34 protein-coding genes are annotated in these 25,809 nt (G+C 32.7%); 26 read left to right on the top strand and 8 right to left on the bottom strand.

Annotated elements, in window-relative coordinates; genetic code table 11:
• Nucleotides 1-3 precede the first annotated feature (3 nt).
• A complete protein-coding gene (locus tag ACQY1Q_RS04670; RefSeq protein ID WP_431004124.1) occupies nucleotides 4-1,098 on the bottom strand; it encodes a Nif3-like dinuclear metal center hexameric protein in 1,095 nt (364 codons plus the stop codon).
• A gap of 60 nt (nucleotides 1,099-1,158) precedes the next feature.
• On the opposite strand from ACQY1Q_RS04670, the gene lpxK reads away from it, so the two are divergent.
• Nucleotides 1,159-2,190, top strand: coding sequence for a tetraacyldisaccharide 4'-kinase (gene lpxK / locus ACQY1Q_RS04665; protein WP_431004123.1), 1,032 nt, complete (start codon nucleotides 1,159-1,161; stop codon nucleotides 2,188-2,190).
• A gap of 51 nt (nucleotides 2,191-2,241) precedes the next feature.
• On the top strand, nucleotides 2,242-2,712 hold the full coding sequence (locus ACQY1Q_RS04660; RefSeq protein ID WP_431004122.1) for a thioredoxin family protein: 471 nt from the start codon (nucleotides 2,242-2,244) through the stop codon (nucleotides 2,710-2,712).
• Nucleotides 2,713-2,748: 36 nt separating this feature from the next.
• On the opposite strand, the gene ACQY1Q_RS04655 is transcribed toward ACQY1Q_RS04660, so the two are convergent.
• The 7 genes from ACQY1Q_RS04655 to ACQY1Q_RS04625 form a co-directional block, all read right to left on the bottom strand.
• Complete coding sequence (locus ACQY1Q_RS04655) at nucleotides 2,749-3,813, bottom strand: mannose-1-phosphate guanylyltransferase (RefSeq protein WP_431004121.1); 1,065 nt, start codon at nucleotides 3,811-3,813, stop codon at nucleotides 2,749-2,751.
• A 16-nt stretch (nucleotides 3,814-3,829) separates the two neighbouring features.
• Nucleotides 3,830-4,414 carry a SprT-like domain-containing protein gene (locus ACQY1Q_RS04650; RefSeq protein ID WP_431004120.1) on the bottom strand — a complete coding sequence of 195 codons (585 nt, stop codon included), beginning with the start codon at nucleotides 4,412-4,414 and terminating at the stop codon, nucleotides 3,830-3,832.
• Between the two features lie 10 nt (nucleotides 4,415-4,424).
• Nucleotides 4,425-5,108, bottom strand: coding sequence for an SDR family NAD(P)-dependent oxidoreductase (locus ACQY1Q_RS04645; RefSeq protein ID WP_431004119.1), 684 nt, complete (start codon nucleotides 5,106-5,108; stop codon nucleotides 4,425-4,427).
• 22 nt (nucleotides 5,109-5,130) lie between these two features.
• Nucleotides 5,131-6,033 carry a DUF898 family protein gene (locus ACQY1Q_RS04640; RefSeq protein WP_431004118.1) on the bottom strand — a complete coding sequence of 301 codons (903 nt, stop codon included), beginning with the start codon at nucleotides 6,031-6,033 and terminating at the stop codon, nucleotides 5,131-5,133.
• Between the two features lie 327 nt (nucleotides 6,034-6,360).
• The gene (locus ACQY1Q_RS04635) at nucleotides 6,361-7,824 is read right to left on the bottom strand and encodes a SusD/RagB family nutrient-binding outer membrane lipoprotein (RefSeq protein WP_431004117.1); all 1,464 of its coding nucleotides are present in this window, start codon (nucleotides 7,822-7,824) and stop codon (nucleotides 6,361-6,363) included.
• 14 nt (nucleotides 7,825-7,838) lie between these two features.
• A complete protein-coding gene (locus tag ACQY1Q_RS04630; protein ID WP_431004116.1) occupies nucleotides 7,839-11,078 on the bottom strand; it encodes a SusC/RagA family TonB-linked outer membrane protein in 3,240 nt (1,079 codons plus the stop codon).
• A 136-nt stretch (nucleotides 11,079-11,214) separates the two neighbouring features.
• Nucleotides 11,215-12,873, bottom strand: a complete 1,659-nt coding sequence (locus ACQY1Q_RS04625) for a hypothetical protein (RefSeq protein WP_431004115.1) — start codon at nucleotides 12,871-12,873, stop codon at nucleotides 11,215-11,217.
• 144 nt (nucleotides 12,874-13,017) lie between these two features.
• Between ACQY1Q_RS04625 and rpsL the strand changes: the two genes are divergently transcribed.
• The 24 genes from rpsL (at nucleotide 13,018) to rplO (ending at nucleotide 25,795) form a co-directional block, all read left to right on the top strand.
• Nucleotides 13,018-13,398 (top strand): 30S ribosomal protein S12, encoded by a 381-nt coding sequence (rpsL, locus tag ACQY1Q_RS04620; protein ID WP_431004114.1) that lies wholly within the window; start codon nucleotides 13,018-13,020, stop codon nucleotides 13,396-13,398.
• Between the two features lie 31 nt (nucleotides 13,399-13,429).
• The gene (rpsG, locus tag ACQY1Q_RS04615) at nucleotides 13,430-13,906 is read left to right on the top strand and encodes a 30S ribosomal protein S7 (RefSeq protein WP_431004113.1); all 477 of its coding nucleotides are present in this window, start codon (nucleotides 13,430-13,432) and stop codon (nucleotides 13,904-13,906) included.
• A 6-nt stretch (nucleotides 13,907-13,912) separates the two neighbouring features.
• Nucleotides 13,913-16,030: an elongation factor G gene (gene fusA / locus ACQY1Q_RS04610; RefSeq protein ID WP_431004112.1), complete on the top strand. Its 2,118-nt coding sequence runs from the start codon at nucleotides 13,913-13,915 to the stop codon at nucleotides 16,028-16,030.
• A gap of 5 nt (nucleotides 16,031-16,035) precedes the next feature.
• Nucleotides 16,036-16,341 carry a 30S ribosomal protein S10 gene (rpsJ, locus tag ACQY1Q_RS04605; protein ID WP_075342599.1) on the top strand — a complete coding sequence of 102 codons (306 nt, stop codon included), beginning with the start codon at nucleotides 16,036-16,038 and terminating at the stop codon, nucleotides 16,339-16,341.
• Nucleotides 16,342-16,630: 289 nt separating this feature from the next.
• Nucleotides 16,631-17,248 carry a 50S ribosomal protein L3 gene (rplC, locus tag ACQY1Q_RS04600; protein ID WP_431004111.1) on the top strand — a complete coding sequence of 206 codons (618 nt, stop codon included), beginning with the start codon at nucleotides 16,631-16,633 and terminating at the stop codon, nucleotides 17,246-17,248.
• Nucleotides 17,248-17,877, top strand: a complete 630-nt coding sequence (gene rplD, locus ACQY1Q_RS04595) for a 50S ribosomal protein L4 (protein WP_431004110.1) — start codon at nucleotides 17,248-17,250, stop codon at nucleotides 17,875-17,877. The genes rplC and rplD overlap by 1 nt, the downstream gene beginning before the upstream one ends.
• A gap of 8 nt (nucleotides 17,878-17,885) precedes the next feature.
• Nucleotides 17,886-18,176, top strand: a complete 291-nt coding sequence (gene rplW / locus ACQY1Q_RS04590) for a 50S ribosomal protein L23 (RefSeq protein WP_431004109.1) — start codon at nucleotides 17,886-17,888, stop codon at nucleotides 18,174-18,176.
• Nucleotides 18,177-18,189: 13 nt separating this feature from the next.
• Nucleotides 18,190-19,014 (top strand): 50S ribosomal protein L2, encoded by an 825-nt coding sequence (rplB, locus tag ACQY1Q_RS04585; protein ID WP_431004108.1) that lies wholly within the window; start codon nucleotides 18,190-18,192, stop codon nucleotides 19,012-19,014.
• Between the two features lie 6 nt (nucleotides 19,015-19,020).
• Nucleotides 19,021-19,299, top strand: coding sequence for a 30S ribosomal protein S19 (rpsS, locus tag ACQY1Q_RS04580; RefSeq protein WP_105004307.1), 279 nt, complete (start codon nucleotides 19,021-19,023; stop codon nucleotides 19,297-19,299).
• 9 nt (nucleotides 19,300-19,308) lie between these two features.
• Nucleotides 19,309-19,713, top strand: a complete 405-nt coding sequence (rplV, locus tag ACQY1Q_RS04575) for a 50S ribosomal protein L22 (protein ID WP_431004107.1) — start codon at nucleotides 19,309-19,311, stop codon at nucleotides 19,711-19,713.
• 11 nt (nucleotides 19,714-19,724) lie between these two features.
• Nucleotides 19,725-20,441 (top strand): 30S ribosomal protein S3, encoded by a 717-nt coding sequence (gene rpsC, locus ACQY1Q_RS04570; protein WP_431004106.1) that lies wholly within the window; start codon nucleotides 19,725-19,727, stop codon nucleotides 20,439-20,441.
• Nucleotides 20,442-20,460: 19 nt separating this feature from the next.
• Complete coding sequence (gene rplP / locus ACQY1Q_RS04565; RefSeq protein ID WP_431004105.1) at nucleotides 20,461-20,892, top strand: 50S ribosomal protein L16; 432 nt, start codon at nucleotides 20,461-20,463, stop codon at nucleotides 20,890-20,892.
• A gap of 11 nt (nucleotides 20,893-20,903) precedes the next feature.
• Nucleotides 20,904-21,095: a 50S ribosomal protein L29 gene (gene rpmC / locus ACQY1Q_RS04560; protein WP_431004104.1), complete on the top strand. Its 192-nt coding sequence runs from the start codon at nucleotides 20,904-20,906 to the stop codon at nucleotides 21,093-21,095.
• Nucleotides 21,096-21,113: 18 nt separating this feature from the next.
• A complete protein-coding gene (gene rpsQ / locus ACQY1Q_RS04555; protein WP_075342609.1) occupies nucleotides 21,114-21,371 on the top strand; it encodes a 30S ribosomal protein S17 in 258 nt (85 codons plus the stop codon).
• Nucleotide 21,372: 1 nt separating this feature from the next.
• Complete coding sequence (rplN, locus tag ACQY1Q_RS04550) at nucleotides 21,373-21,741, top strand: 50S ribosomal protein L14 (RefSeq protein WP_132793408.1); 369 nt, start codon at nucleotides 21,373-21,375, stop codon at nucleotides 21,739-21,741.
• Nucleotides 21,742-21,754: 13 nt separating this feature from the next.
• On the top strand, nucleotides 21,755-22,063 hold the full coding sequence (gene rplX / locus ACQY1Q_RS04545; RefSeq protein WP_431004103.1) for a 50S ribosomal protein L24: 309 nt from the start codon (nucleotides 21,755-21,757) through the stop codon (nucleotides 22,061-22,063).
• A 2-nt stretch (nucleotides 22,064-22,065) separates the two neighbouring features.
• Nucleotides 22,066-22,617, top strand: a complete 552-nt coding sequence (rplE, locus tag ACQY1Q_RS04540) for a 50S ribosomal protein L5 (RefSeq protein ID WP_431004102.1) — start codon at nucleotides 22,066-22,068, stop codon at nucleotides 22,615-22,617.
• A gap of 5 nt (nucleotides 22,618-22,622) precedes the next feature.
• Nucleotides 22,623-22,892: a 30S ribosomal protein S14 gene (gene rpsN / locus ACQY1Q_RS04535; protein ID WP_431004101.1), complete on the top strand. Its 270-nt coding sequence runs from the start codon at nucleotides 22,623-22,625 to the stop codon at nucleotides 22,890-22,892.
• A 382-nt stretch (nucleotides 22,893-23,274) separates the two neighbouring features.
• Nucleotides 23,275-23,673 (top strand): 30S ribosomal protein S8, encoded by a 399-nt coding sequence (gene rpsH, locus ACQY1Q_RS04530; RefSeq protein ID WP_431004100.1) that lies wholly within the window; start codon nucleotides 23,275-23,277, stop codon nucleotides 23,671-23,673.
• Between the two features lie 15 nt (nucleotides 23,674-23,688).
• Nucleotides 23,689-24,234 carry a 50S ribosomal protein L6 gene (gene rplF / locus ACQY1Q_RS04525; protein WP_431004099.1) on the top strand — a complete coding sequence of 182 codons (546 nt, stop codon included), beginning with the start codon at nucleotides 23,689-23,691 and terminating at the stop codon, nucleotides 24,232-24,234.
• Nucleotides 24,235-24,253: 19 nt separating this feature from the next.
• The gene (gene rplR, locus ACQY1Q_RS04520; RefSeq protein WP_431004098.1) at nucleotides 24,254-24,604 is read left to right on the top strand and encodes a 50S ribosomal protein L18; all 351 of its coding nucleotides are present in this window, start codon (nucleotides 24,254-24,256) and stop codon (nucleotides 24,602-24,604) included.
• 11 nt (nucleotides 24,605-24,615) lie between these two features.
• The gene (gene rpsE / locus ACQY1Q_RS04515; RefSeq protein ID WP_431004097.1) at nucleotides 24,616-25,137 is read left to right on the top strand and encodes a 30S ribosomal protein S5; all 522 of its coding nucleotides are present in this window, start codon (nucleotides 24,616-24,618) and stop codon (nucleotides 25,135-25,137) included.
• Between the two features lie 11 nt (nucleotides 25,138-25,148).
• The gene (gene rpmD, locus ACQY1Q_RS04510; protein ID WP_431004096.1) at nucleotides 25,149-25,331 is read left to right on the top strand and encodes a 50S ribosomal protein L30; all 183 of its coding nucleotides are present in this window, start codon (nucleotides 25,149-25,151) and stop codon (nucleotides 25,329-25,331) included.
• Between the two features lie 11 nt (nucleotides 25,332-25,342).
• Nucleotides 25,343-25,795 carry a 50S ribosomal protein L15 gene (gene rplO / locus ACQY1Q_RS04505; RefSeq protein WP_431004095.1) on the top strand — a complete coding sequence of 151 codons (453 nt, stop codon included), beginning with the start codon at nucleotides 25,343-25,345 and terminating at the stop codon, nucleotides 25,793-25,795.
• Nucleotides 25,796-25,809: the final 14 nt, after the last annotated feature.

Below are 25,809 nucleotides of genomic sequence, written 5' to 3'. Positions count from 1 at the left end.
CTTTTATATATAGTATATTGGATTTGTACTTTCTTCGCTTAAAATAATTGCAAAAGTACTAAATTTTTTGTTAAGATAATCAACCAAAAGATTTTTTGTAAATTGCTCACTTTCATAATGACCTATATCTGCTAGCAAAATTGCATTTTCAGCTTTAAAAAAGTCATGATATTTAAAGTCAGCACTAATGTAAGCATCAGCTTTTGCTTTTATTGCGTTGTTAATAGCAAAACTTCCGGAACCTCCTAAAACAGCTACTTTTTTAATAGATTTATTTAATAATGCTGAATGACGAACACAGCCTGTTTTAAACATTGTTTTTATTAATTGTAGAAAAGTGTTTTCATCTAACTCATCAGTAAATTCGCCAATCATTCCCAAGCCCACATGCTGATTTTTATTGTTTAAAGTAATAACTTCATAGGCTACTTCTTCGTATGGATGATTAGAGAATAAAGTGTTTAAAATTGTAGCTTCTAAATAACTTTCAAAAATTACAGTAATGCAGGTTTCCGGTTCAAAGATAAGTTCACCTTTCTTTCCTATGGTTGGGTTTGAATTTTCATTGCCTCTGTAGCTTCCTTCTCCGTTATAAGAGAAAGAACAATTGTCGTAGTTGCCAATATTCCCTGCACCGACTTCAAATAATTTAGCCCTTAAATTGTTTGCCTCTTTAACAGGTATGTAGGTGGTTAATTTTTTTATAACTCCTTTTTTAGGAATTAACGTTTTTATGTTTTGTAAGCCTAACACTTCACACATTTTAGCAGATACTCCATTATGTACGTTATCTAATGCAGTATGAGTAGCATAAATAGCTATGTTATTTTGAATCGCTTTTAAAACAACTCTTTCTACATAGTTATTGCCGTTAATTTTTTTTAAACCACTAAAAATAATAGGATGAAAGCTAACAATTAAATTACAATTTTTAGCAATGGCTTCATCAACTGTTTTTTCAAGAGTATCTAGGGTAACTAAAACTCCGGTAACTTTAGTGGTATAGTTACCAATTAATAAGCCAACATTGTCAAAATCTTCAGCATAAGAAAGCGGAGCTAATTGCTCAATATAATTAGTAATATCTTTTATTTGCATGATAAACTTTACCTGATTTATTAAGAATCAAAGTTAAGATTTTTAATTACTTTCGTTGTAATGAAAATAATACGTTTTTTACTTTTTCCTATTAGCATTCTTTATAACGCAATTACTGCGATTAGAAATTTATTTTTTGATACTGGCATTTTTAAACAAACTTCTTTTGAGTTGCCAATTATAGCTGTAGGAAATCTAAGTGTAGGAGGAACGGGTAAAACTCCACAAATAGAATATTTAATACGTCTTTTAAAAAATAAACGAGTAGCTACTCTAAGTAGAGGATATAAGCGAAAAACCAAAGGCTTTTTGTTAATAGGTAAACAACATATAGTTGAAGAGGTTGGAGATGAGCCCATGCAATTTTATAAAAAATTTAAAGATATACTTGTTGCTGTTGATGCAGATAGAACCAATGGAATAAAACAATTATTGGTAACTAAAAAGAGACCGGAAGTTATTTTATTAGATGATGCATTTCAGCATAGAAAAGTAAAAGCAGGTTTTTATATTTTACTTACTAAGTATAACGATTTATTTGTTGATGATTTTGTTTTGCCTACCGGAAATTTGAGAGAGAGTAGAAGCGGAGCTAAAAGAGCAGATATTATTGTGGTTACTAAATGCCCGGAAAATTTATCTGAAAAAGAACAAGAAAAGGTGAGAAATAAAATACCATTAATAAAAAATCAACAATTGTTTTTTTCGTGTATTAACTATAGCGAGTATTTAATAGGGAAAGAACAACAAATTAAATTACAAGATTTAAAAGAAAAAGAACTTCTTGTTGTTACCGGAATAGCTTCACCTAAATCGTTATTAGAGTTTTTAAGTACACAAAAAATAACGTATAAACATTTGTCTTATCCGGATCATCATCATTTTACAGAGAGCGATATTAAAATAATACAAAAGGAATTAGGGGTATTAGAAACAAATGAAAAAATGATTGTTACTACAGAGAAAGATTATGTTAGACTTGAAGGTAGGTTAGACAATTTATTTTACTTACCTATTGAAAGTAAGTTTTTAACCCATAAAGAGCAATTTGATAAAAGAATATTAAATTATGTTCAAAATCAAGGTTGTTAGTTACATACTTTTGGTACTGTTTTTGTTATTTTAGTGAGTAAAGTTTTTTAAATGAAAAAAATAAGTGTTTTCTTTTTATTTCTTCTCATAATTCAGGTTTCTTACTCACAGGAAATGATTGTAAATACAGAAGATATTCAAGTTAATTGGGAGCCGTCATATGAACAAGCGATACAAAAAGCTAAAGAAGAAAATAAACCCGTTTTAATTTATTTTTCAGGATCAGATTGGTGTGGACCTTGTATTAAGCTTGATAAAGAGTTATTTCACACGCAAAAATTTACAGAATATGCTAATGAAAATCTTATTTTATATTTAGCAGATTTTCCAAGAAATAAAGATTTGGTAACTAAAGAAGCTAATATTAATAATAAAAAATTGGCAAAAAAATATAAAAACTCTTTTCCTATGGTAATACTTATCGATAAAAAAGAAAAAGTATTGGGAGAAAAAAGAGGTAGTTATATGACAGAGTATTATTACACCTTTTTCGATACAGTTCTCAAGAAATTTTATAAATAAAAAACCGAAGCTTTTGCTCCGGTTTTTTTACGATTTTTATTCTCCAAAAGTTTCTTTAACCTGTGAAGCTATTTGTTTTATATCTTGTTCGTTTTCTTTAGGACAAATTAATAAGATATCATCTTTTTCCACAATTATAAAATCTGATAGTCCTTGAATAATAACTTTTTTTCCTTGTTGAGTTCTAATCATGTTACCATTTGATTCTCTAAAAATAGTTTGAGCTCCAACAATGGCATTTTCATTCGAGTCTTTAGGAAGTTTGTTGTATAGGGAACCCCAGGTGCCTAGGTCATTCCACCCAAAATTTACAGGTAATACAAATACATTTTTAGCATGTTCCATAATACCAAAATCGATAGATATATTTTCACATGAGCTGTAATTGCTTTCAATGAAATCTTTTTCAGAATCCGTATTATAAACAGTTTCATTATTTAACGTGGTAAACATAGTTGGAAGAAATTGTTTGAAAGCATTTAATATACTTTTACCAGACCAAACAAAAATTCCTGCATTCCACAAATAGTCACCACTAGCTAAAAATTCTTTTGCTTTTTTAAGATCAGGTTTTTCTGTAAAATTTTTAACTTTTTTAATGGTCGAAAATTCATTTTCAAATTGAATATATCCATATCCTGTATTAGGAGAATCAGGTTGAATACCCAATGTCATCAGTATATCTTCTTTTTCACAAGAATCGAATGATGTTTTGATATTATTTAAAAACTCATTTTCATCTTCTATCCAATGATCTGAAGAAGCAACAAGCATGACAGCATCAGGATTTTCTTTATGAATTTTTAAAGCAGCATATAAAATACATGGAGCTGTATTTCTCATAGCAGGCTCTAGTAAAACTTGGCTTTTATTAATTTTAGGAAGTTGTTCTAATACTAAACTTTCATAACTCTTATTAGTAGCAATTAAAATGTTTTCAGAGGGAATTAATTGATTAATTCTGTTAAATGTTTTTTGAATTAAAGACTCACCAGTCCCTAACATATCATGAAACTGTTTAGGATATTCTTCAGTGCTTACAGGCCAAAATCTTGATCCAACCCCACCAGCCATAATGACTGCATAATAATTACTTTTCATACTATTGTCTGTTTAGCTATTCTATTAGAAGTACTTCGGCATTTTGATTAAAAAGGTATACACGTTTATTATTTAAGTTTAAGCATTCATAACGTGTTCTTCTTTTACTTCCTTTTTTATAAAGTATATCTTTAAACTTAAAAATACTTCCATTAGGAAGTTCAAAGATAAAACTCTTTCCCGTTTCTGCCATACCATTACGCAAAGCTAATGATAATTTTACATCAGTATCAGTACTTGCTTTAGGATTTTTTAAGTAATTCGCTAGATAAGGTAACATGGCTAACGGATAAATATCCGGTTGTAAAAAAGGAAGCATTAAATGTTGAAATACGGTTTTCCATTCTTTTCCATGAGGTTGCACTCTTCCAAATTTTTGATAAGTAACATGATGAGCAATTTCATGTACTAAGGTTAAGAGAAACTGGTACGAGTTTAAATTGTTATTTACACTTATTTGCATTTTTCCATTAGGAAGTTTTCTGAAATCACCGTGTTTCGTTTGTCGTTGAGCTACAATTTTAAGTGTAACCTGATGTTCTTTAATTAAATATTCAATTAAAGGTATAGCTTTGTGTGGTATATATTTTTGTAAAGGCAAAAAAGTTAGTTTATGGAGTTGAACTTGAAACTTGTAAAACTTTACCGTTAAAATATGTATTGCCTGTTAAAGCGAAATTAAAAATATAATTAGCCATTTCTACGGCTGATATAGGAGCAACATATCCAGGGAAAGCCTCTTGTAACATTTCAGTTTGTACAGCCCCCAAAGCTAAAACATTAAAAGCAATTTGCAGCTCTTTATATTCTTCAGCTAATAATTCTGAAAGTGTTATTACTGCTCCTTTGGCTGAACTATAGGCTGCTAATCCGGGAAATTTCATACTACCTTGAATACCTCCCATACTACTTACAGTAATAACATGACTATTTTTAGGCATAAACGGAAGTAGTTGCCTTGTTAATTCAGCTACAGCAAATACGTTGACTTTATATACTTCTTCAAAATCGGATGTAGTTAATTCAGAAAAAGGCTTATTAACTAGTTTTCCGGCATTATTGATTAAGATGTCTACTCTTTTCCAGTTATTATTAATATAATCAACAGCTTTTTTAATGGCTTCCTCTTTGGCTAAGTCTACAGAAATAGAGACAATATTTTTATGGTTTAATTGGTCTAAAGGAGTTGTATTTCTTGATAGAGCTAATACTTGATTACCGGCATCAGCAAATTTCTTAGCTAATTCATAACCAATACCTCTACTTGTACCTGTTATAACTATATTTTTGTGCATTATTTTATTAATTAGTTATCTATTAAACTAAATCCAGATCTAAAAAACCTTGATTAGTATTGTTATTATAGTTTGTTTGTTGAATTGCATTTACATTTAAGTCAGGAGCAATTTCTAAAAAGTTAAATATAAAAGTGTAAGTTCTAACGATTACCCATGGTGTAGCTATTCCTAACGTTAGAATAATTAGTAAAAAATTAGTTGTCATTAATTGAAATACATCACCAATTTGAAGAGTTATTTTAAGAGATGTTTGTTTACCGTCTTGTGTAACTTCTATTGAGTCAATATAAAACTCCAATAAATTTTTAAAATACCAAAAAGTATAAATACCTAAAGTGATTGGAAATAGAAGAAGAAATTTTAAGTTAATTAAAAATAAAGTATCTCCTTTTCTTGTAAAATTAAAAGAAAGATTGCCAAAACGTAAATGACTAATAATGTATTTTTGTAAATCGACTTGAAACCATGACGAATAGATTTCTAGAGTAAAGATTGTTAAAATGATTCCTGTTAAATATTTCCATAAGAATTCGAATTTATCACCCAAATATTTAAAATATACACCTTTCCAATGTGTATTACTGGTTCTGCACTGTACAAATCCATGGATGATTAAGGGGATAAGGATCAGGGATGTTAAGTAAAACGCTGATAATGTGATAATTTGGAATAAACTGTTTTTAGAGGTTATAGAAGTAATTAGAAAGGTATAAGGGATAAAAAATAGAACAATAATAATATAACTCTTAAATATTTCTCTAGGGTTACCACTGAATTTAAAATTAGAATTATTGAAAAAAGTTACTTTTGTATAATATTTTATAAGTTCTGTTTTTGCCCAAGGATAATAAAAGCCAAGAGTAATTATAATTAAAAGAAAGTTTTTAAAAAATAACACAGCAAATGTAAAATCATTAGTCATATAGGAAATCTTATTATTTATTGAAGTATTGTAATTTTTCTCTATGACATTTTTTTATGTCAAAAATCCCAATTTATTTTCGGTTTTGCAAAGTAAATTAATATTTATACCAGTTGATGTTTGAAATTATTGTAAAATAAAATGAAGATTTTATTCTTAAATATTAAGGAAAAAAGAACGTTTTATTGCGGTTACTTCAAATTTCAAATGGTATTATAGTTCTCGAAATTTGATAGTGTTCTAAATTATAGCTTTGAAAATTTGAAGTATATAAAAAAAAGCTGGTAATACTTAATTACCAGCTCAGTTTATTAAAAATAAATTTTATTAATTTTTATCCCAAAAAAGCTTTTGTTCAGCTGTATCGCTTCCAATAGCTGAAGCGGCAGCAGCATAATTTGAACCGTTTAAAGTTTGTTCTACAATAGGGTAAGTGTATCTATTAGGGAACCCTGAGACAGCATCAGTAGGGACTGCCATTAGAGGGAAATCTAATAATCTAATAGATGTCCAAGCTTCTAAACCTCTATTGAATAAAGCAATCCATTTTTGAGTACCTATAACCTCTTTCCATGGTGTAGATGCAGTACTTGCAGTTATAGCAGTAGCATAGTCTACGCTAGGAGTAGCTAAATAAGTAACTGCGTCTGTAGTTGTAAGACCCCAATCTTGAAAAGAAGCTGTAATAGCTGAGTCATAGTGTTCTTTAGCAGTTCCTCCTACATTAAATGAACGCGCTGCAGCCTCAGCTAATAAGAATTCAACCTCAGCGTAGTCTAAAATAACACCAGGAGTAGTAGCAGCTTCAACAACAGGGTCAACATGAGAATAAGTCTTGTAACTAGCTGTTGAACCAATAGTACCACCAAGATAACCACCTCCAGGAATTTCTTCAAAGTAATTAGCTATTCTAGGGTCGTTTAAGTTGTTCATTACATCCACTATAGTTTTTCCTGCAACAAAATCATGTCTTCCACTTAATACAAGATTAGCATGAATAGGGTTTGTGTTAGGGTCTGCTGAGTAGTAAGTAAAATCAGCATTGTCTGCATTACTTGTAAATACTCCAGAGTTAACAGCATCTTCAACTGTAGATTTAGCAAAAGCATTATCAACATCCGAAAGTAATATACCCATTCTTAATTTTAAAGAAGCGGCAAATTTTTTCCACATTGCCACATCTCCTCTATATATATTATCTGCTTTTCCTCCTTCTTCACTAAAACTTCCTAAGTTAGTGTCTAAAGCATTCATAGCTGTTGTTAACCTAGAGATAAGATCTTTATAAATGGTTAACCCATCATCATACTTAGGTGTTAGGTTTTCAATATCCAATGCTTCTGTATAAGGAACATTACCAAAAGTTTCAACTAACAAAGCATATGTGTAAACATTTAAGATTTCAATAACTGCTAATTTATTTGGTTTTAAAGCGTTTAATTCATCAGTTGTATATGTAGTTTCTGAAATTACTTTTTTAGCTTCGTCTAAGTCTTTAAGAACATCTTTATATAAAGCATCCCAATGATTTTGAGGAATGGTACGAGTTACCTGATCGTAATTACTTTCATCTGTATAGGTAGTCTCTTGTAGATATTGTGCCCAAAGTTTAGTGTTGTTATTATTAACATTCAAGTCAACAACTTGATCAACAAGAGCTTTTTGAGCCCCGGAAAACAAACTTTCTCCAGGTACTGAAGCAGGATCTTTAATGTTCTTGTTTAACCCTTCTAAGTTGTCGGTACAAGAAGCAATTAAAATGGCCGCTACTAATATTAGTACTTTTTTCATTATTTAATATTTTTTTAGAATTGTAATTTAACGTTAAAACCAAAATCCCTAGTCGTAGGAAGAGATCCTACAGAGTATCCCTGTAAGTTACCAGAAGATAAACCAGATTCAGGGTCTGCATGAGGTAAGTTTTTATGAATAATCCATAAGTTAGATCCTGTAAAACTAATAGAAGCCGCTTTTAAGAATGTTTTATCTAACAATGCATTTGTAAAATTATAGGTAAGAGTAACCTCACGTAATTTAACATAGCTAGCATCATAAACAAATGCAGCATCAGGTAATCCTCTTCTGTAACCAAAGGCACCAAATCTGTCTGCTCTAATGCGTGTTGTGTTAGCAGATCCATCTGGGTTAACTCCAGGGTTTATGAAACCTCCACCATCTGCAATAGAATTTCTAACAGGATTGCCCAAATCATTTATAAAAGCAGTTTCTTCGTATAATCCTGTAGCTAATCCATAGTATTGGTCTAATGAGAAAATACTACCTCCTTGCTGAATATCAATTAAGAAGCTTAATGATATGTTTTTATATTTAAAACTGTTAGAGATACCCATTAACCAATCAGGGTTAGTGTCTCCAATCTTTTGGTCAGAGGTGCTTGTTTTGATGTATTGACCATTAGAATCATCTACAACTTTTTCCCCGTTAAGGTAAGTGTAATCTGTACCTTGGATGATTCCGTAAGGTTGTCCTACAGTTGCATTTATTGTTATACCTCCTTGGAATGACCCTAATTGTAAGTTTGTGATTCCTTCTGTTAAAGAAAGTACCTTACTTTTGTTTTTAGACCAGTTTACGTTTGCGTTCCATGTGAAATCATCTGTTTTAATGGGGGTACCATTTAAAGAAACTTCAAAACCTTTGTTTTCTATTTCTCCGGCATTTAACACCTTGTTTAAGTAACCTGTTGCGGTAGATACTGGTACTCTAACAATTTGGTCAACAGAGTTGTTCTTGTAGTAAGCAAAATCAAAACCAAAACGATTCTTGAATAATTTCATTTCTAAACCAGCTTCAAAACTTGTTGTTCTTTCAGGTTTTAAATTTGGATTTTTCTTAGTGTTTCCAACTGATGTACTTGCCGTTCCAGGAGGGATATTCACAGTAAATGTGTCATATAAAAAATCGAAAGGTGCACTATTACCAACTTCTGCATAATTAGCTCTTAATTTACCAAAAGATATCCAATTAGCATTTGTAAGCTTTGAGAATACAAAACTTCCTGCAAAAGATGGGTAATAAAAAGTGCTATTGTCTTTAGGTAAAGTAGAAGAATGGTCTCTCCTTAAAGTAGCGTCAAAAAATACAGTTCCGTCATATCCAAAAGAAGCACTAGCATAAACTCCATCTACACCAATTTTACTGTCAACTTCTATAGGTAAAGGTAAAGGTCCAACACTGTTTTGTAAAGAATAAAGTCTAGGAACACCTAATCCACCTGCTGTAGATGCATATATAGATTGGAAGTGGTTACGTCTAATATTAGTTCCTAAAATACCTTTTAAGTTAATTTTATCAGTTAAGTCTTTGTTGAAATTGAACATTAAATCGTAGTTGGTTTCGGTGTTAGAAATGTTTTTTCTACCATAACCAGAATCTACAGTTCCTCTACTTACACCAAAATTAGAAGGAACACTTCCGTTAGCTCTTCTTTCTTCTTGTAATTCAGAATACGTGTCGGTTGCAATTCTACCAGTAACATTTAGCCAATCAGTTAATTCATAGGTTAATGAGGCATTACCTACAAAACGATTTCTTGAATCATTTTGATAATTCTCATATCTTGTCCAATACGGGTTGTCCCAAAAAATTGGTGCAGAACCAGCTTCTGAAGTTGCAGGGTTCCAAGTTACGTTTCTTCTTGTTGCAAAATAAATGTCTTTTTGTTGTTGTAAATCAACATTTGTTTGCCACCATTGCTTAAAGTTAGAAATGATGTTGTCTCCATAACCAGTAGAGTTTCTTCCAAGCCCACTTGTTTTTATATAGTTGGCATATCCTGTAGCAGTTAGCTTGTCATTTAGCTTGAAACTTCCACCCATAGAAAAGTTATGCTTTTTAATCTCGCTATTAGGCATTAAACCAGATTGGTCAAATTGAGTGTAGTTTAATCTGAAGTTTCCTTTGTCTAATGATTTGTCTAAAGATATTGAGTTTGTTATAGTAACAGGAGTCTCAAAGAACGTAATCGGTCCATTTTTAGCGTTAACCCAAGGAGTGGCTTTTTTGTAATTTGGAGAATCTGGGTCAAATGAATCCCACTGGTAAATCATTAAGTTAGAGTCAAAGGCAGGTCCGTATGAAGCATCTTCTGTGTAAACTACAGCTTGATCATCATTACCGTCTCCGTTAATATCTTCTAGATACCAGTTGCCGTCAGGGTCATCATAATAAGGTCCATAACCAGCTCCATATTGTGTTTGGTATTTAGCAAAAGTACTTTTGTCGATTTTACCAAAGGTAATTCCTGAATTAATAGTAACTCCAATACCTTTAGAGTCTTTTCCTTTTTTAGTTGTAATCATTATCACACCGTTAGCTGCTCTTGACCCATATAATGCAGATGCAGCAGCTCCTTTTAAAACGTTGATAGATTCAATGTCTTCAGGATTAATGTCAGATGCGGCATTACCATAATCGTAATAACCACCAGCTCCTTGAGATTGCCCAGAAGTATTTGTGTTAGTGTTGTTGATAGGAACACCATCAATAACAAATAAAGCTTGGTTGCTTCCAGTAAGAGATGCATTACCACGTATTACCACATTGGTTGAACCTCCTAGGTTATTGTTTTTTCTAATTTGAACACCAGAGGCTTTACCAGATAAAGCATTTACAAAGTTACCACTTTTGTTGTTAGTTAGTTCTTCTCCTGCAACTTCCTGAGTTGCATAACCTAGAGATTTTTTATCTCTCGAAATACCTAATGCGGTTACTACAACCTCATCAAGAACGTTATCGTTTGTCATTGATACATTGATAGAGTTAGAGCTACCAACTGTTTTTTCAATAGTCTTCATTCCTACAAAACTAAAAACTAAAATATCACCTGATTTAGCTTTTAAAGAATATTTACCATCAAAATCAGTTTCAGTACCTTGTGAAGTCCCTTTTTTTAGCACAGTTACTCCAGGTAACGGCCCAGATTCATCTGTAACAGTCCCTGAAATTGTTTTTTCTTGTGCAAATGAAATCTGCACAACCAACGCTAGCAATAGCGTTAAAATTCCATTAAACTTTGTTTTCATTGCGTAATTGTTTGAATTAATTGCCTCAAAAGTCTTAAATAAAACTTAAAAAAACAACAAATTTGTTAACTAATTATTAATAAAAATGACTAGAGCACAGTTTTGTTGAGGTTGTATGTGGTATTTTTTTAATTTCCTAAAAAAAACTCAAAACTTTAATAGTAATAAAGGAGTTCTTAAAATCAAAGTCGTTTTTTTCTGTTTTTCCTACAGAATACTCTAAATTAATGAGAGTGTTTTTTACGAATTGCTTGTAGCCTATCCCTAGACCTATTAATGAATTGTTATTGTTGTTGAATTTATATTTTCCATAATCTGTAATTGAATAAACAGATGAGAGCTTATTTAGTAAATAATGGTATTCTAAGTTAAATAAGATATATGTAGAAGTTAAAATACTTTGTTCGTTAAATCCTCTAATGGTTTGCTGACCACCTATTCTAAAAAGTTCGTTATTCAAATAATTATTTGATTTTAAATAACCTATATGATTATTTAGAAGTAAAGTGTTTCTGCTATTTAATGAATAGGTATAACTCATAAACGAGTTGAATTTTAATTGTGTGCCGTCATCTGTATTAGAAGTTCGCTTACCTATTAAAGACGATGTTTCAAGTTGAAATTTAGGAAAATTAAAAAAAGATTTATCTTTATTGTTAATTGTATAAGCGTATTGTATCCCCAAAAAAGAACTATTATATGTGGCTATAGTTTCATTTTGTTTATTGAGAGTGTTTGAAGAACTGGTTGTAATAGAGTTTATAGATATAGACGATCTTCTGGATAAATTATAACTTAACCTAATTGAAAATTCAGCGTTTAAAAAAGTGGAATCTTGTTTATGTAAGTTAAAATTTATTGTTGGAGTAATAGGAGAGTTGAAAATATAAGGAATTTCAGCATGTATTTTAAACGATTTGTTTTGATTAGAAGAATTCCATAGTAAATTAAAAGATTCACCTTCATGAAAAATATTACATAAATTAAGAGATAAGTTGCCATTGACTTGAATTCCTGAATTATTTTCCTTTGAGGTAACATTAATATAACCATCAAAAGAATTTGTATTCACTTTTTTTAAATATAAAAATAACAGGGTTGAGTCTTTACTGAAAAGTAATTGAGGCTTTTGTGTTTCTGTAACAAATTTTAAAGAGTTTATAGATTCTGAAATATGGCCTAATTTATTTTTACTGATTATAGAATTGTTTTTTATAAAAAAATGATTCTTGATGTATTTTTTAGGGAATTGACTGTAGCCTTTTATAATTGTTTTGTCAATATGCCTAGTGTTGTTGGTTTTGGTTATCAATTCAGCATAAAGAATGTTGTTTTCTAATTCTATATTTTGTAATTGAACTTCCGAAAATGATTGTCCTTTGTTATCAAGTTCAACTGTTTTTTGAGTAAGAAAAGCTTCGAGTATCTCGAAAGGAATTTCTATAGATGAATTATTAAATTTAATAATAGCTTTTGTCACTTTTGTTCCTAAGCTGAAGAAATACGAATAATTACTATCCTTTTTTGTGTATTCTATATTTAAATTAAAATAACCTAAAGATTTTAATTTAGATGCGACTAATTCTACCTCCTGTAAGAGTTTTTTTTCTGAAGAATGTTTTTGTCGGAAATCTATTTTTTTTAAAATATTAACCTCAATGCTATCTTTTGAGGTAATAGATAGAAAATAATTTTGCGTAAATGTATTTGTAGAAAATAAAAAAAACAAAATACTTATAATCTGTGTTTTATAGTTTTTTTTAGTCGTATTAGCTGTTAAATAAAGGTTTCTCAATTTTAATGAAATGCTATAAAAATGTTATGTTGTTTAAAAATAACTTGTTGATATTTGAATAATTAGAAAAATGTCGTACATTTGCGCACTCTTAAAAATAAGAGAAATTATTTAAGTACAAACGAAAAATAGTAATTAATTAGTATGCCAACTATTCAACAATTAGTTCGTAAAGGAAGAGCCAAAATAACTAAGAAGAGTAAATCGGCTGCTTTGATGGCATGTCCTCAAAGACGTGGAGTTTGTACGCGTGTTTATACCACAACGCCAAAAAAACCTAACTCAGCAATGCGTAAAGTTGCTCGTGTTAGATTGACGAATGGTAACGAAATTAACGCGTATATTCCAGGTGAAGGACATAATCTTCAGGAGCACTCGATAGTATTAGTTAGAGGTGGAAGGGTAAAAGATTTACCAGGGGTTAAGTATCACATTGTACGTGGAGCTTTAGATACAGCGGGAGTTGACGGAAGAACTCAACGTAGATCTAAATACGGTGCAAAACGCCCTAAAGACAAAAAGTAATAATAATTAGTAACTTTTTTAATGTAAAGACATGAGGAAAAGAAGAGCTAAAAAAAGAGTTTTGTTACCGGATCCAAGATTTAATGATCAATTAGTTACACGTTTTGTGAATAACTTAATGTGGGACGGTAAAAAATCTGTAGCATTTAAAGTGTTTTACGATGCACTTGATATCGTAAATGAAAAGAAGACTGATGAAGAAAAATCGTCTTTAGAAGTGTGGAAAGATGGATTGTCAAATGTAATGCCACACGTAGAGGTTCGTTCTCGTCGTGTAGGTGGTGCTACTTTCCAAATCCCAATGCAAATTCGTCCAGACCGTAAGGTTTCTATGGCGATAAAGTGGATGATCTCTTATGCGCGTAAGCGTAATGAAAAAACAATGGCACAACGTTTAGCTGCAGAAATTTTAGCTGCTGCTAAAGAAGAAGGAGCTGCTGTTAAGAAAAGAGTGGATACTCATAAGATGGCTGAAGCAAATAAAGCATTCTCACACTTTAGATTTTAATAAGCAATGGGTAGAGATTTAAAATACACAAGAAATATTGGTATTGCTGCGCATATTGATGCCGGTAAAACAACAACTACAGAGCGTATTCTTTATTACACGGGAGTATCACACAAAATTGGTGAGGTACATGATGGTGCTGCTACAATGGACTGGATGGAGCAAGAGCAAGAAAGAGGTATTACTATCACTTCTGCTGCTACAACTTGTACTTGGCAGTTCCCTACTGAAAATGGAAAGCCAACTGAAGATGCTAAAGGATATCATTTTAATATTATTGATACTCCGGGTCACGTTGACTTTACGGTTGAGGTAAACCGTTCGTTACGTGTATTAGATGGATTAGTGTTTTTATTTTCAGCAGTAGATGGAGTTGAGCCTCAATCAGAAACTAACTGGAGATTAGCTGATAACTATAAAGTGCCTCGTATGGGGTTTGTTAACAAGATGGACCGTCAAGGGGCTAACTTCTTAGCAGTTTGTCAGCAAGTTAAAGACATGTTAGGTTCTAATGCTGTGCCTATTGTAATCAATATTGGTGATGAGGCTGATTTTAAAGGAATTGTAGATTTAGTTAAAAACCGTGCTATCATTTGGCATGATGAGACTCAAGGAGCTACTTTTGATGTAATCGATATTCCTGAGGAATTAAAAGAAGAAGCAAGAGAATTACGTGGTAAACTTATTGAAGAAGTTGCTGCTTATGATGAGAACTTGTTAGAGAAGTACATGGAAGATGAAGATTCTATTACAGAAGAAGAAATTCATGCTGCTTTACGTGCTGCTGTAATGGATATGTCTATCATTCCAATGGTATGTGGTTCTTCATTCAAGAATAAAGGAGTACAGTTCATGTTAGATGCTGTATGTCGTTACTTGCCTTCTCCATTAGATAAAGAAGCAATTATCGGTACTGATCCGGAAACAGGAGAAGAAATCTCTCGTAAACCAGATGCAAAAGAACCGTTTTCTGCATTAGCATTTAAGATTGCAACAGATCCATTCGTTGGGCGTTTAGCTTTCTTCCGTGCTTATTCAGGTAGATTAGATGCAGGATCATATGTTATGAATAACAGATCTGGTAAAAAAGAGCGTATTTCTCGTATTTACCAAATGCACTCTAACAAACAAAATCCAATTGAATATATTGAAGCTGGAGATATTGGAGCAGCTGTTGGATTTAAAGATATTAAAACAGGAGATACGTTATCTGATGAGAAACACCCAATAGTGTTAGAATCTATGGATTTCCCAGACCCTGTAATTGGTATTGCTGTTGAACCAAAAACAAAGGCAGATGTTGATAAGTTAGGAATGTCTTTAGCTAAGTTAGCTGAAGAAGATCCTACGTTTACTGTTAAAACTGATGAAGCTTCAGGACAAACAATTATATCTGGAATGGGTGAGTTACACTTAGATATTATTGTAGACCGTTTAAGAAGAGAATTTAAAGTTGAAGTAAATCAAGGTCAACCACAAGTTGAATACAAAGAGGCTATTACAGGAACTGCAGAACACAGAGAAGTTTATAAAAAGCAATCTGGTGGACGTGGTAAGTTTGCTGATATCGTATTTAGAATGGAACCTGCTGAAGAAGGTAAAGCCGGATTAGAATTTGTATCTGAAATTAAAGGTGGTAACGTTCCTAAGGAATTTGTGCCTTCAATAGAAAAAGGATTCAAAGAAGCAATGAAGAATGGTCCTTTAGCTGGTTATGAAATGGATGCAATGAAAGTTACCTTACTTGATGGTTCTTTCCACCCTGTAGATTCTGATCAGTTATCATTCGAATTAGCTGCAAAAATGGGTTACAAAGCTGCTGCGAAAGCTGCAAAAGCTGTAATCATGGAACCAATGATGAAGTTAGAAGTGTTAACTCCAGAAGAAAACATGGGAGATATCGTTGGTGACTTAAACAGAAGACGTGGACAAGTTAACGATATGAGTGATCGTGCTGGTTCTAAAGTTGTTAAGGCTATCGTTCCATTATCAGAAATGTTTGGTTATGTTACGTCTTTACGTACATTATCTTCTGGTAGAGCAACATCTACAATGGAGTTCTCTCACTATGCTGAAACTCCAAGTAACATTTCAGAGGAAGTTATTGCTAAAGCTAAAGGTTAATTAAGATGAGTCAAAAAATAAGAATAAAATTAAAATCTTACGATTATAACTTAGTAGATAAATCTGCTGAGAAAATCGTTAAGACTGTAAAAAGTACTGGAGCTGTTGTTAACGGACCAATTCCATTACCAACTCATAAGAAAATTTTTACAGTATTACGTTCTCCGCACGTAAACAAAAAATCTAGAGAACAATTTCAATTATCTGCTTACAAGCGTTTATTAGATATCTATAGTTCTTCTTCAAAAACTATTGATGCTTTAATGAAACTTGAATTACCAAGTGGAGTAGAAGTTGAGATAAAAGTATAAGTAAATCAATAACTTTCGGTTTAATTTTGTTAAACCGAAAGTTTTTTTTACTTTTGCACACCGAAATTTAGGTTTCGGCGTGTGAAAATTTCTGTAAAGTATGCAGAAATAACATGTCCTGAGGGTTTCGCGAAGGAAAAACGGTAAAAACAAATTCAGAGTGAAGGTGTTTTTTTCGCTCTTTTTTTTTGAAAAACACAAAGGAAAAACAGAAACATTCGTTTCAAACAATCATTTATTAATAGACGCGCTGGATAAAATAAATCTATTCGTCTGAAAATTAACAAATATGTCTGGGTTAATAGGAAGAAAAATTGGAATGACCAGCTTATTCGATGAGAACGGGAAAAATATTCCTTGTACTGTAATCGAAGCAGGTCCTTGCGTTGTTACCCAAGTCAGAACCGAAGAGGTTGACGGCTATAACGCTTTGCAGCTTGGTTTCGATGACAAAAGAGAAAAAAGCTCTAACAAAGCTTTAGATGGTCACTTTAAAAAGGCTGGTACATCTGCTAAAAAGAAAGTTGTTGAATTTCTTTACTTTGAAGAGGAGTACAAATTAGGAGACTCAATCACTGTGGAGTTATTTACTGAAGGTGAATTCGTAGATGTTGCGGGTACATCTAAAGGTAAAGGATTTCAAGGGGTTGTTAAACGTCATGGATTTGGCGGAGTTGGACAAGCAACTCACGGTCAACATAACCGTTTAAGAGCACCTGGTTCTGTTGGTGCAGCTTCTTATCCTGCAAGAGTATTCAAAGGAATGCGTATGGCAGGACGTATGGGAGGTGAAAGAGTTAAAGTTCAAAATTTAAGAGTATTAAAAGTGGTTCCTGAAAAAAACCTTATCGTTGTTAAAGGAGCGGTTCCAGGACACAAGAACTCTTATGTAACTATCGAGAAATAATGAAAGTAGCAGTATTAGACATTACAGGAAAAGATACTGGTAGAAAAGTTGAACTTTCTAGCGAAGTATTCGGTATTGAGCCAAATGATCATGCAATTTATTTAGATGTAAAGCAGTATTTGGCTAATCAAAGACAAGGTACTCATAAATCGAAAGAAAGAGCTGAGATTGCTGGTAGTACAAGAAAGATTAAAAAACAAAAAGGAACAGGTACAGCTCGTGCAGGTAGTATCAAATCTCCAGTTTTTAGAGGTGGTGGTCGTGTTTTCGGTCCAAGACCAAGAAACTATTCTTTCAAATTAAACAAAAACTTAAAGCGTTTAGCTCGTAAATCAGCTTTAAGTATTCAAGCAAAAGATAACAATTTAGTAGTTATTGAAGATTTCAATTTTGAAGCTCCAAAAACTAAAGATTTTGTTAATGTGTTAAAAGCTTTAGAATTAGATACTAAAAAATCTTTATTTGTTTTAGGTAACGAAAACAAGAATGTTTACTTGTCTTCTCGTAACTTGAAAAATTCTAAAGTAGTAGATGCTTCAGGAGTTAATACTTACAACGTTTTAAACGCAAGTAAAGTAATTATTGCTGAAAGCTCAATAGAAGGAATTGAATCTAATTTAAGTAAATAGGGAAGAAAATGAGTATTTTAATAAAACCTATTATTACGGAAAAAGCTACAAATAATAGCGAAATATTTAATCGTTATACATTTGTTGTAAATAAGAAAGCTAACAAATTAGAAATCAAAGGTGCAGTTGAAGCAGCTTATGGTGTGGCAGTAACGTCAGTTAAAACGTTAAACCAACCAGCTGAAAGAAAAACTAAATACACTAAAAAAGGTTTAGTAACAGGTGTAACTAGTGGTTACAAAAAAGCAATTGTACAGTTAGCAGAAGGTGAAACTATTGATTTTTATAACAATCTTTAAGAGAAGATAAGAAATGTCAGTTAGAAAATTAAAACCAATAACACCAGGTCAGCGTTTTAGAGTTGTAAATGGGTTCGACACCATTACTACTGATAAGCCGGAGAAATCATTATTAGCTCCGAAAAAACGATCTGGAGGTCGAAACAACCAGGGTAGAATGACTACACGTAACATCGGTGGAGGTCATAAACAAAAATACCGTATTATAGATTTCAAAAGAAATAAAGACGGTATCCCTGCAACAGTAAAAACTATTGAGTACGATCCAAACCGTACCGCATTTATTGCATTAGTGGTTTATGCTGATGGAGAAAAACGTTATGTAATTGCACAAAACGGATTAAAAGTAGGTCAAACGATTGTTTCAGGTAAAGGAGCAACTCCGGATGTAGGAAACTCTATGTTCTTAAGTGATATTCCGTTAGGAACAACTATTTCTTGTATTGAATTACATCCAGGTCAAGGAGCTGTTATGGCACGTTCTGCTGGTTCTTTTGCTCAGTTAATGGCAAGAGACGGTAAGTATGCTATAGTTAAGTTACCTTCAGGTGAAACAAGATTAATCTTATTAACTTGTAAGGCAACTGTAGGGGTAGTATCTAACTCAGATCATCAGTTATTAGTATCTGGTAAAGCAGGTAGAAGCAGATGGTTAGGTAGAAGACCAAGAACTAACGCTGTAAGAATGAACCCTGTTGATCACCCAATGGGAGGTGGTGAAGGACGTTCTACAGGAGGTCACCCAAGATCTAGAAATGGTATACCGGCTAAAGGATACAAAACTAGATCTAAAACTAAAGCTAGTAACAAGTATATTATAGAACGTAGAAAGAAATAATAAATCATGGCAAGATCATTAAAAAAAGGACCTTACGTTCACTATAAGTTAGAGAAAAAAGTGTTAGCTAACGTAGAATCTGGAAGTAAATCAGTTATTAAAACTTGGTCTAGAGCAAGTATGATTACTCCTGATTTTGTTGGGCAAACAATTGCAGTTCATAATGGACGTCAGTTTGTTCCGGTTTACGTAACTGAAAACATGGTAGGTCATAAATTAGGAGAATTTTCACCAACACGTTCTTTTAGAGGACATGCAGGTGCAAAAAATAAAGGAAAAAAATAGTAGGAAATTATGGGAAGTCGTAAACATAACATGGCAACACAGTTAAAAGAAGCTAGAAAGCAAAAAGCTTTCGCAAAGCTTACTAACTGTCCTACATCACCAAGAAAAATGCGCTTGGTAGCCGACTTAGTTAGAGGAGTAGAAGTGGAAAAAGCTTTACAAATCTTAAAATTCAGCTCTAAAGAAGCATCTCGTAACTTAGAAAAATTATTATTATCAGCTATTGCTAACTGGCAAGCTAAAAATGAAGATGCAAGTATAGAGAATGCTGGATTATATGTAAAATCAATTTGCGTTGATAGTGCTGGAATGTTAAAGAGATTAAGACCTGCTCCACAAGGGCGTGCTCATAGAATCAGAAAACGTTCTAATCACGTAACTTTAGAGCTAGGAACTAAAAATAACAGTAATTAATCAAAGTAGAAATGGGACAAAAGACTAATCCAATAGGAAATCGTTTAGGAATCATCAGAGGATGGGATTCTAACTGGTATGGTGGAAATGACTACGGAGATAAGATTGCTGAAGATGATAAGATAAGAAAGTACATTGAGGCTAGATTATCTAAAGCAAGTGTTTCTCGTATTATTATTGAGCGTACTTTAAAACTTGTAACCGTTACTATCACTACAGCTCGTCCAGGTATTATTATCGGTAAAGGAGGGCAAGAGGTAGACAAGTTAAAAGAAGAGCTTAAGAAAATCACAGGAAAAGAAGTTCAAATTAATATTTTCGAAATTAAACGTCCGGAATTAGATGCAAAATTAGTTGCAGCTAGTGTTGCTCGTCAAATTGAAAATAGAATTTCTTACAAGAGAGCAATTAAAATGGCTATCGCTGCTGCAATGCGCATGAACGCTGAGGGTATTAAAATCCAAATTTCAGGTCGTTTAAACGGAGCTGAAATGGCACGTTCAGAGCATTTTAAAGAAGGAAGAATTCCTCTATCTACTTTCAGAGCAGATATAGATTATGCACTTGACGAAGCACATACTACATACGGAAGATTAGGTGTGAAAGTATGGATTATGAAAGGTGAGGTTTATGGAAAACGTGAATTATCTCCATTAGTAGGATTATCTAAACAAAAAGGAAATTCTAATAAAGGAACAGGTAAACGTCAACCTCGCAGAAGAAAATAATTTTTAAAAGAAATTAGACATGTTACAGCCAAAAAGAGTAAAGTTCCGTAGAGTTCAGAAGGGCAAAGGTAATATGAGTGGTAACTCTGGTAGAGGTACTGAACTTTCTAACGGAATGTTCGGTATTAAATCACTAGACCAAAACTTACTTACATCTCGCCAAATAGAAGCAGCTCGTATCGCGGCAACTCGTTATATGAAAAGGGAAGGACAACTTTGGATTAAAATTTTCCCGGATAAACCAATTACAAAGAAACCTTTAGAGGTACGTATGGGTAAGGGTAAAGGTGCTCCTGATCATTTCGTAGCAGTAGTAAAACCAGGAAGAATCTTGTTTGAAGTTGGTGGAGTACCAATGGAAGTAGCAAAAGAAGCGTTACGCTTAGCTGCTCAAAAACTTCCTGTGAAAACCAAGTTTATCATCGCAAGAGATTTTGATTATAACGCTTAATTCTATAAACAATGAAACAATCAGAAATTAAAGAATTATCAACAGCTGACTTACAGGAAAAGCTAGGAGCGTTGAAGAAAAACTATACTGATCTTAAGATGGCGCATGCTATAACTCCATTGGAAAATCCATTAGAGTTACGTGCCTTAAGAAGAACTGTGGCAAGAATTGCTACGGAATTAACAAAAAGAGAATTACAATAATTCTAGTCAGTTTTAAAGATGGAAAAAAGAAATCTTAGAAAAGAGAGAATCGGTGTTGTATCTAGTAACAAAATGGAGAAATCTATTGTTGTAAGCGAGGTAAAGAGAGTAAAGCACCCAATGTACGGTAAGTTCGTATTAAAGACGAAGAAGTACGTTGCACATGACGAGAATAATGATTGCAACATTGGAGATACTGTAAAAATAATGGAAACTCGTCCATTAAGTAAATCTAAGCGTTGGAGATTAGTAGAAATCCTAGAAAGAGCTAAATAATATGTTACAGACAGAATCAAGATTAAAAGTCGCAGATAACACTGGAGCAAAAGAAGTTTTAGTGATTAGAGTTTTAGGAGGAACAAAAAAGCGTTACGCTAGCGTTGGAGATAAAATCGTTGTAACGGTAAAATCTGCAACTCCAAACGGAACTGTAAAGAAAGGTCAGGTATCTCGTGCAGTTGTTGTTCGTACTAAGAAAGAAGTTAGACGTAAAGACGGATCATATATCAGATTTGACGATAATGCATGTGTATTATTAAATCCTGCAGAGGAAATGAGAGGTACTCGTGTTTTCGGTCCTGTGGCTCGTGAATTACGTGAGAAACAATTTATGAAAATAGTATCATTAGCACCTGAAGTGCTTTAAAATCGAAGATAAGATGAAGAAGTTTAAAATCAAATCAGGAGATACTGTTAAAGTTATCGCAGGAGATCATAAAGGATCTGAAGGAAAGGTTTTACGTATCCTTAAAGATAAAGATAGAGTAGTAGTTGAAGGTGTAAACATGGTATCTAAACATACTAAACCAAGTGCTGCTAATCCACAAGGAGGTATCGTAAAAAAAGAAGCTCCATTACATATTTCTAACGTTGCTTTAGTTGAAAACGGTGAAGCAGTAAGAGTTGGTTATAAAATGGAGGGAGATAAGAAGGTAAGAGTATCAAAAAAATCAGATAAAGCAATATAACCATGAGTTACGTACCAAGATTAAAAGAAGAGTACAAGAGCAGAGTTATCAAAGCTCTTACTGAAGAATTCGGTTATAAGAATGTAATGCAAGTACCTAAATTACAAAAAATCGTTGTAAGCAAAGGTGTAGGTGCAGCTATAGCTGATAAGAAATTAATTGAATATGCTATTGATGAGTTAACAACTATTACAGGTCAAAAAGCTATTTCAACTATTTCTAAAAAAGACGTTGCAAACTTCAAATTACGTAAAGGAATGCCAATTGGTGCTAAAGTTACGTTAAGAGGAGATAAAATGTACGAATTTTTAGATCGTTTAATAACAGCTTCTTTACCACGTGTAAGAGATTTTGACGGAATTAAAGCAAATGGTTTTGATGGTAGAGGTAATTACAGCTTAGGAATTACTGAACAAATCATCTACCCGGAGATTAATATTGATCAAGTTAAGAAAATCAGTGGAATGGATATTACATTCGTAACATCAGCAGAAACTGACAAGGAAGCTAAATCATTATTAACAGAATTAGGTTTACCGTTTAAAAAGAATTAATTAAGATGGCTAAAGAATCAATGAAAGCGCGTGAGCGCAAAAGAGCTAAAATGGTAGCAAAATATGCTGAAAAGAGACAAGCTTTAAAAGAAGCAGGAGACTATGAAGCATTACAAAAGTTACCTAAAAATGCCTCTCCAGTTAGAAAGCATAACCGTTGTAAATTAACGGGACGTCCAAGAGGATATATGCGTCAATTCGGAATTTCTCGTGTAACATTCCGTGAAATGGCTAACCAAGGATTAATTCCAGGAGTTAAAAAAGCTAGCTGGTAACAGACAGTTTTTATAGATAAATATAAGGTATACAATATTTTTGTATGCCTTATTTTTTTATTTATGCATTAGCACTTTTGATTTTCAACCCTTTAAAAATAAGGTGTTATTTTATACATCAGAAGAAAATAAAACTCAATAAATTAAGAGTCAAAACGATAATTATTAAAAACGTTTTTTTTTCAAAAAGTTTGTGTATATTTGCACTCTGTTTTTTATAGGGTAATTATATCTTGTAAGTAAATAAAAGCTTATAAAACAGATATAACGAAATAATATTTAAAACAAAACAATGAGTATTAACTGGTTTCAGGTTTAGTGGTTACGACCATTCGTAGGTAAAATAGAAACGGCTAAAAACCAAAACCGCAAATTAATTATTATGTACACAGATCCAATCGCGGATTTCCTTACTCGAGTGAGAAATGCTATCGCTGCAGGTCACAGAGTGGTTGAAGTTCCAGCTTCTAAATTGAAGAAGGAGATGACTAAAATTTTGTTTGATCAAGGGTACATTTTAAGCTATCAATTTAACGACGATACAGTACAAGGTACTATCAAGATAGCTTTAAAGTACGATAGAGAGACAAAAGAGTCGGTTATTAGAAAAATTCAAAGAGTTTCAACACCAGGTTTACGTAAGTACGTAGGTGCTAAAGAAATGCCTAGAGTATTAAACGGTTTAGGTATTGCTATTGTGTCAACTTCTAAAGGAGTTATGACAAACAAAAAAGCACGTCAAGAAAACGTTGGTGGAGAAGTATTATGTTACGTTTACTAAAAACACATTTGTAAGATGAGTAGAATAGGAAAAAATCCAATCGCATTGCCACAAGGTGTTGAAATTAAAGTAGACGGAAACGTGGTAACAGTAAAAGGAAAATTAGGAGAATTAACTGAAGAGTTAACTTCTGGTATTACTGTAAAAGTTGAAGATGGTACAATTACAGTTGAAAGACCATCAGAAAGTAAAGAACACAGAGCTAAACATGGTTTATACCGTGCTTTAATCAATAACATGATTGAAGGTGTTAGCAAAGGTTTTACTAAAGAGTTAGAGTTAGTGGGAGTTGGTTATAGAGCTTCGAATCAAGGTCAAAAATTAGATTTAGCTTTAGGTTTTTCTCATAACATTATTTTAGAATTAGCTCCGGAAGTTAAAATTGAAACGGTATCTGAAAAAGGTAAGAACCCGATCGTAAAGTTAACTTCACATGACAAGCAATTAGTAGGCCAAGTTGCTGCTAAAATTCGTTCATTCCGTAAACCAGAGCCTTATAAAGGAAAAGGAATTAAGTTTGTAGGAGAAGTATTAAGAAGAAAAGCAGGTAAATCTGCATAATAAATAAGAGAAAATTATTATGGCATTATCAAAGCTTGAAAGAAGACAACGTATTAAGTATAGAATTAGAAAAGTTGTTACAGGAACTACTGAAAAGCCAAGATTATCAGTATTTAGAAGTAATAAAGAAATCTATGCTCAATTAATTGACGATGTAGCTGGAATTACTATAGCATCAGCTTCATCAAGAGATAAAGATATTTCATCTAGCTCTAAAGCGGAAGCTGCTGTTGCAGTAGGTAAATCGATAGCTGAAAAAGCGGTAAAAGCAGGATATGAAATTGTTGCTTTTGATCGTAACGGGTATTTATACCACGGAAGAGTAAAAGTATTAGCAGACGCTGCAAGAGAAGCTGGTTTAAAATTTTAAGAAATTATATTATGTTAGGATATAAAAACGTAGAAAGAGTAAAACCAAGCGGATTAGAGCTTGTTGATAGATTAGTAGGCGTGCAACGTGTTACTAAAGTAACCAAAGGAGGTAGAGCATTTGGTTTCTCTGCTATCGTGGTTGTTGGAGATGGTAACGGAGTTGTAGGACACGGATTAGGTAAGTCTAAAGATGTTTCTTCAGCAATTGCTAAAGCAGTTGAAGAAGCTAAGAAGAATTTAGTTCGTATTCCTCTTTTAGATGGTACTTTACCACATGAGCAAAAAGGTAAATTCGGAGGGGCTAAGGTATTTATTAAACCAGCTTCACACGGTACTGGAGTTATTGCAGGGGGTGCTGTTCGTTCAGTATTAGAATCTGTAGGAGTAAAAGACGTATTATCAAAATCTCAAGGATCTTCTAACCCTCATAACGTGGTTAAAGCAACTTTTGATGCATTATTACAATTACGTAGTGCTGAAACTATTGCTAGACAAAGAGGAATTTCTTTAGAGAAAGTTTTTAACGGATAAATTTTAAGACGATGAGTAAAATAAGAATTACACAAGTAAGAAGCCAAATCGGTCGCCTTAAAAACCAAAAAAGAACCTTAGAGGCGTTAGGTTTACGTAAGATGAACCAAACTGTAGAGCATGAAGCATCAGCTACAATTTTGGGTATGGTAAATAAAGTTCAACACTTAATTTCTGTTGAAGAAATTAAATAAGATAATATAAGATGAGTTTACATAACTTAAAGCCGGCAGTTGGAGCAACAAAGAGTCAAGGGAAGCGTGTTGGACGTGGAGAAGGTTCTGGTAGAGCTACTACTGCAGGAAGAGGACACAAAGGAGCTAAATCTCGTTCAGGATATTCTCGTAAAGTAGGATTTGAAGGAGGGCAAATGCCTCTTCAAAGACGTGTGCCAAAATTTGGATTCACTAACATTAATCGTAAAGAGTATGTTGGTGTTAATTTAGATAAGTTACAAGATTTAGTTGAAAACGGTAAAATAACTGATACAGTGAATATGGATGTTTTAGTTGAAAACCGTTTAGCTCGTAAAAATGACTTAGTTAAAATATTAGGTCGTGGAGAGTTAAAAGCTAAATTGAATATTACTGTACATAAATTTACTGCATCGGCTAAGGCTGCTATTGAAGCTGCTGGAGGTGAGGTGGTTACCTTATAAGAAAACTGTAAATG

It is taken from the genome of Tenacibaculum sp. TC6 (assembly GCF_050606265.1).
GTDB lineage: Bacteria > Bacteroidota > Bacteroidia > Flavobacteriales > Flavobacteriaceae > Polaribacter.
Note: the sequence above shows the minus strand (reverse complement) of the source record. Positions and strands in the feature narration are given on the sequence as shown.

Excerpts from the sequence above, each read along its gene's own strand:
- rpmD (WP_431004096.1), top strand. The coding sequence starts at position 25,149 with ATGAGTAAAATAAGAATTACACAAGTAAGAAGCCAAATCGGTCGCCTT.
- rplE (WP_431004102.1), top strand. The coding sequence starts at position 22,066 with ATGAGTTACGTACCAAGATTAAAAGAAGAGTACAAGAGCAGAGTTATC.
- ACQY1Q_RS04655 (WP_431004121.1), bottom strand. The coding sequence starts at position 3,813 with ATGAAAAGTAATTATTATGCAGTCATTATGGCTGGTGGGGTTGGATCA.
- rplD (WP_431004110.1), top strand. The coding sequence starts at position 17,248 with ATGAAAGTAGCAGTATTAGACATTACAGGAAAAGATACTGGTAGAAAA.
- rplV (WP_431004107.1), top strand. The coding sequence starts at position 19,309 with ATGGGAAGTCGTAAACATAACATGGCAACACAGTTAAAAGAAGCTAGA.
- rpsH (WP_431004100.1), top strand. The coding sequence starts at position 23,275 with ATGTACACAGATCCAATCGCGGATTTCCTTACTCGAGTGAGAAATGCT.
- rpsL (WP_431004114.1), top strand. The coding sequence starts at position 13,018 with ATGCCAACTATTCAACAATTAGTTCGTAAAGGAAGAGCCAAAATAACT.
- rpsJ (WP_075342599.1), top strand. The coding sequence starts at position 16,036 with ATGAGTCAAAAAATAAGAATAAAATTAAAATCTTACGATTATAACTTA.
- rplR (WP_431004098.1), top strand. The coding sequence starts at position 24,254 with ATGGCATTATCAAAGCTTGAAAGAAGACAACGTATTAAGTATAGAATT.
- rpsE (WP_431004097.1), top strand. The coding sequence starts at position 24,616 with ATGTTAGGATATAAAAACGTAGAAAGAGTAAAACCAAGCGGATTAGAG.
- rpsN (WP_431004101.1), top strand. The coding sequence starts at position 22,623 with ATGGCTAAAGAATCAATGAAAGCGCGTGAGCGCAAAAGAGCTAAAATG.
- rplB (WP_431004108.1), top strand. The coding sequence starts at position 18,190 with ATGTCAGTTAGAAAATTAAAACCAATAACACCAGGTCAGCGTTTTAGA.
- rpsG (WP_431004113.1), top strand. The coding sequence starts at position 13,430 with ATGAGGAAAAGAAGAGCTAAAAAAAGAGTTTTGTTACCGGATCCAAGA.
- rplW (WP_431004109.1), top strand. The coding sequence starts at position 17,886 with ATGAGTATTTTAATAAAACCTATTATTACGGAAAAAGCTACAAATAAT.
- lpxK (WP_431004123.1), top strand. The coding sequence starts at position 1,159 with ATGAAAATAATACGTTTTTTACTTTTTCCTATTAGCATTCTTTATAAC.
- rpsQ (WP_075342609.1), top strand. The coding sequence starts at position 21,114 with ATGGAAAAAAGAAATCTTAGAAAAGAGAGAATCGGTGTTGTATCTAGT.
- rplP (WP_431004105.1), top strand. The coding sequence starts at position 20,461 with ATGTTACAGCCAAAAAGAGTAAAGTTCCGTAGAGTTCAGAAGGGCAAA.
- ACQY1Q_RS04640 (WP_431004118.1), bottom strand. The coding sequence starts at position 6,033 with ATGACTAATGATTTTACATTTGCTGTGTTATTTTTTAAAAACTTTCTT.
- rplN (WP_132793408.1), top strand. The coding sequence starts at position 21,373 with ATGTTACAGACAGAATCAAGATTAAAAGTCGCAGATAACACTGGAGCA.
- rpmC (WP_431004104.1), top strand. The coding sequence starts at position 20,904 with ATGAAACAATCAGAAATTAAAGAATTATCAACAGCTGACTTACAGGAA.
- rpsC (WP_431004106.1), top strand. The coding sequence starts at position 19,725 with ATGGGACAAAAGACTAATCCAATAGGAAATCGTTTAGGAATCATCAGA.
- fusA (WP_431004112.1), top strand. The coding sequence starts at position 13,913 with ATGGGTAGAGATTTAAAATACACAAGAAATATTGGTATTGCTGCGCAT.
- ACQY1Q_RS04630 (WP_431004116.1), bottom strand. The coding sequence starts at position 11,078 with ATGAAAACAAAGTTTAATGGAATTTTAACGCTATTGCTAGCGTTGGTT.
- rplF (WP_431004099.1), top strand. The coding sequence starts at position 23,689 with ATGAGTAGAATAGGAAAAAATCCAATCGCATTGCCACAAGGTGTTGAA.
- ACQY1Q_RS04635 (WP_431004117.1), bottom strand. The coding sequence starts at position 7,824 with ATGAAAAAAGTACTAATATTAGTAGCGGCCATTTTAATTGCTTCTTGT.
- ACQY1Q_RS04660 (WP_431004122.1), top strand. The coding sequence starts at position 2,242 with ATGAAAAAAATAAGTGTTTTCTTTTTATTTCTTCTCATAATTCAGGTT.
- rplO (WP_431004095.1), top strand. The coding sequence starts at position 25,343 with ATGAGTTTACATAACTTAAAGCCGGCAGTTGGAGCAACAAAGAGTCAA.
- rplX (WP_431004103.1), top strand. The coding sequence starts at position 21,755 with ATGAAGAAGTTTAAAATCAAATCAGGAGATACTGTTAAAGTTATCGCA.
- rplC (WP_431004111.1), top strand. The coding sequence starts at position 16,631 with ATGTCTGGGTTAATAGGAAGAAAAATTGGAATGACCAGCTTATTCGAT.
- rpsS (WP_105004307.1), top strand. The coding sequence starts at position 19,021 with ATGGCAAGATCATTAAAAAAAGGACCTTACGTTCACTATAAGTTAGAG.
- ACQY1Q_RS04645 (WP_431004119.1), bottom strand. The coding sequence starts at position 5,108 with ATGCACAAAAATATAGTTATAACAGGTACAAGTAGAGGTATTGGTTAT.
- ACQY1Q_RS04670 (WP_431004124.1), bottom strand. The coding sequence starts at position 1,098 with ATGCAAATAAAAGATATTACTAATTATATTGAGCAATTAGCTCCGCTT.